The sequence below is a fragment of the Maribacter sp. 1_MG-2023 genome (assembly GCF_030547005.1).
Taxonomy (GTDB): Bacteria; Bacteroidota; Bacteroidia; order Flavobacteriales; family Flavobacteriaceae; genus Maribacter.
Genome location: NZ_JAUOPN010000035.1, coordinates 1 through 3,462 on the forward strand (window position 1 = coordinate 1; position 3,462 = coordinate 3,462).

A 3,462-nucleotide genomic window follows, 5' to 3' on the forward strand; every position below is an offset into this window, starting at 1 on the left:
GTATACGAGACCCGTATGTACGGTGGTGTGAGAGGCGCACTCCGTTCCTAATTAGGGGCGGAGCCGTCTACTCGATTAGGCATAGTTTTTTCTTATACCTTCTGCTTGTTTTTGGTAAAAGGAATAATCATTGGCACTTCTTTTTGGTAAGTTTCATATTTTTCTCCAATAAATTTACGAAGGTCTTTTTCCTCCAAATATTTTACAGCTATAAAAATATAAATAGTAGTTACTAGGGCAAATAGTAAATGTCCAACTGTCATAGTAGGAGTTGCCCAAAAGGCAATTATGAAACCTAGCATTATTGGATGTCTAACAATTTTATATAAATAGTTGGTCTGAAATTTTGGATTAGCAGTTTGTTTATTTTTTAGATTATCGAAAATTTGTGCTAATCCAAAAAGCTCAAAATGATTAATCATAAATGTTGATAGCAGAACGATTAACCAACCTAGAAAGAATATACCTGTTATAACCAGACTAACAATTTCATTTTCAATTTTCCATACTATTGTGGTTATGGGTTGCCATTGCCAATAAATTAGTAATAGTGCTAAACTAGACAATAGAATATAGGTGCTACGTTCCATTGCAGGACTAATTATAGTAGTAAACCATTTTTTAAACGCTGGTCTTGCCATAATACTATGTTGCAAAGCAAAAACATTTAATAAAATTACATTGGTTAAAATAGCTTTTAGTAACGTAGGTTCGACTCCAGAATCAATTGTTTTTGGCACTATAATATTACCTACAAAACCAATGGCATATAAAAATGCAATTAGAAATACCACATAGGCTAAAATTCCGTAAAGTAAGATGATTGATTTTTTCATAAATTATGTTTTTTAGTTTTCGATTTTAAGGTTTGTATTTAAAGTAATTGGGATGCCTTTTTTTATTGTTTGATAAACTATACAACTCTTTTTAGCTCCATTTACGAGTGTATTTAAGAGTTTTTCATTAGTGTTTTTTGCAATAATTAAAGCATCAATATGCATAGATTGAAACTCAACTGGCACAGATTTATGAATCATTAAAGTTCCTCTTACATCAATTTGAGCCTTTGCGTATATTTTTGTTTCAATAAGTTCTATTCTCAATTTATTAGAAATCAGTCTAATAGTGCTTTCAAAACAAGATGCTAGTGAAGCACAAAGTAAATCTCCAGGATTTGGAAAATCGTGATCGCCACCAACTGCTTTATGAACTCCAATTTTAAATGGAACCTTCATTTTATCATTGATGGAAACCGTGGTTCTAAATGAATCGTGTAAATTAATTCCAATAACCTCCGCAGAATCAGTAATCCAAGCAGATATAATATCTTTTCGATATTTTTCATTAAGAACTAAATGTCTTTGGTGAACAATGGAAGTGTCTTTATTGGATTTTGTATTCTTGGTTGAAAATTTTTGATTTGGCATCACATCATTTTATTAATTTACTAATGATGTAAAGGTTGTATTTATATTGCCAATCAGGATTTCTTAAAAGCCCAAATAATGTTCTTAAAAGTTCAAGAAATATAGTTACGCTTCTTTTTTGAGTATTCTATATCTATTGGGCGTTACTTTTGCTAACTTTTTAAAAGCTTGAATAAAATGGGAATTATTTTTAAAACCACATTCATGACCTACCTCACTTACGGTTAAATTTGTGCCTAATAATAGTGTTTTAGAGTAGTCTAATCTTTTGTTGATTAACCACCTACTTGGTGTTGTATTAAATATTTTTTTAAATTCACGCTTAAAAGAAGATAGGCTTTTTCCACAAAGTTTTGCAAAATCAGCTATTTTTAAATCGTATTGAAAATTTTCTGTCATTATATTTTCAATAGTTGTTTTACTGTTTTTCATTATTGAATTAAAGAAAAACAGCAGTTCTTTATTGTTTGAGTTTAGTACGATATTGAAGAGTAATTCTTTAAATTTAATTTCCACTAATTCTTTAGGCATTTCCACTTCTTGGTTTAAATATTGGAATATACTTTCTATTAATGTTTTAAATACATCATTAGTAGTAATGTCGAAAATTTGATTATACTCTTTCTTATTATTGAATTCTCTCTTAAAAGTTGGATTCTCTGAAATAAACCTTTTTATGAAATTATCATTAATGAAAAATAGCATTACACAATACTCACTTTCTAAATATTGCTTTGTAGTATAAACACCTTTTCTAACAAATAGGGTGTCACCAGCAATAAGTTTGTGTGTTTTTTTTGAAGTAATCCAATCCTTTTTTCCGCTAATGACATAAGTAATTAAATGATTTTCAATCCACAATTGATACTCTTCAATATTGAGAGGACATTTATATTCTACGAATAAGAAATCATTTCCAACAAGCTTGTTGAATTTTGGATGATTTTTAAAGTATTCATATGCATTAATCACTATGTAGTTTCAGTTTTTAAATTATGCCTAACGACAGGGCTATGATCAGTGTCCTTTTTTCAGGCTAATATGTTTTTAAGGACATTGATTATAGGACCTGTTGTAAGTGGTTTTTATCTTTTATTCATAGCTTTTTTGATTTCTGACACAGCTTTATCCATTTTAGCTTTTACATATTGTACCTGAAAAGGAGTAATGCTGTCGGTAAATCCATTTCTCCAATAAAAAGACACTTCTTGATTTTCTTTATGCACAAGAACTTCTATTGGGATACCTTTCTCTAAGTCCATAAAAGATAAGTCCTCTGATTTTTTTAATATTAAAGAATCATTTATGAAGTATTCGAATTCGATTTCTTTCATAAAAGGGCTGTCCATAATCGTACTTGTCATTTTTGCAGAAACAACAACACCTTGAGCTTTGTAAAATTCATTTTCATTATATTCTTCAAAGGATTTTTCTCTACAGGAAATAACGTTAAAAAATAAGGAACCAAATAGAAAAGCGAATATTGGATTCTTTTTAAGCATTGGAAATTCCTTTTTTTAAATTACTTACAACGGATTGCGGTAAGAATCGTTGCGCATTTCGGGGCGCATCAGTTTCCCGATACAAAACCGTTTATTAAATGTTTTACAGCTTAAATATAGCACTTTCTGCGCAATGATTTTTACCGCGTGTTGTAGCAAGTAATATACAGCATTCATCTCAAAAACAGTATGGGAAATATGGTAAACATAAAAACCTGCAATTAATTACAGGTTTTTATAAATCGACATATTTATTCAATTGCCTATTATGACTGAATAGTAGATTTCCTTTTATTTGATCGAACCATAAGCACAATAAATAACAGCAAGAACCCAATACACAGGTAGACGAAACTATCTTGAATAATTGAGTATAATGTGGTGACACCTTTGGTAGGCAGTTGTGAATACATGATTTTATCATTATCGTCAAAACTGCTCATTTGTGATACCATTTGTAGGCTTCCCCTTCTTAGGACACCTCTAAATTCGATAAATAATTATTATTTAGGTCAGATTTGATGAAGAATTTA

4 protein-coding genes are annotated in these 3,462 nt (G+C 29.8%); all 4 read right to left on the reverse strand.

Going from position 1 to position 3,462, the window contains the following annotated elements; all coding sequences use genetic code 11:
- Window positions 1-92 precede the first annotated feature (92 nt).
- Window positions 93-836, reverse strand: coding sequence for a methanethiol S-methyltransferase (mddA, locus tag Q4500_RS18545; protein WP_303601048.1), 744 nt, complete (start codon window positions 834-836; stop codon window positions 93-95).
- A gap of 12 nt (window positions 837-848) precedes the next feature.
- On the reverse strand, window positions 849-1,427 hold the full coding sequence (locus tag Q4500_RS18550) for an OsmC family protein (RefSeq protein ID WP_303601049.1): 579 nt from the start codon (window positions 1,425-1,427) through the stop codon (window positions 849-851).
- 105 nt (window positions 1,428-1,532) lie between these two features.
- Window positions 1,533-2,399 (reverse strand): AraC family transcriptional regulator, encoded by an 867-nt coding sequence (locus Q4500_RS18555; RefSeq protein ID WP_303601050.1) that lies wholly within the window; start codon window positions 2,397-2,399, stop codon window positions 1,533-1,535.
- A gap of 113 nt (window positions 2,400-2,512) precedes the next feature.
- On the reverse strand, window positions 2,513-2,929 hold the full coding sequence (locus tag Q4500_RS18560; protein WP_303601051.1) for a hypothetical protein: 417 nt from the start codon (window positions 2,927-2,929) through the stop codon (window positions 2,513-2,515).
- Between the last annotated feature and the right edge of the window lie 533 nt (window positions 2,930-3,462).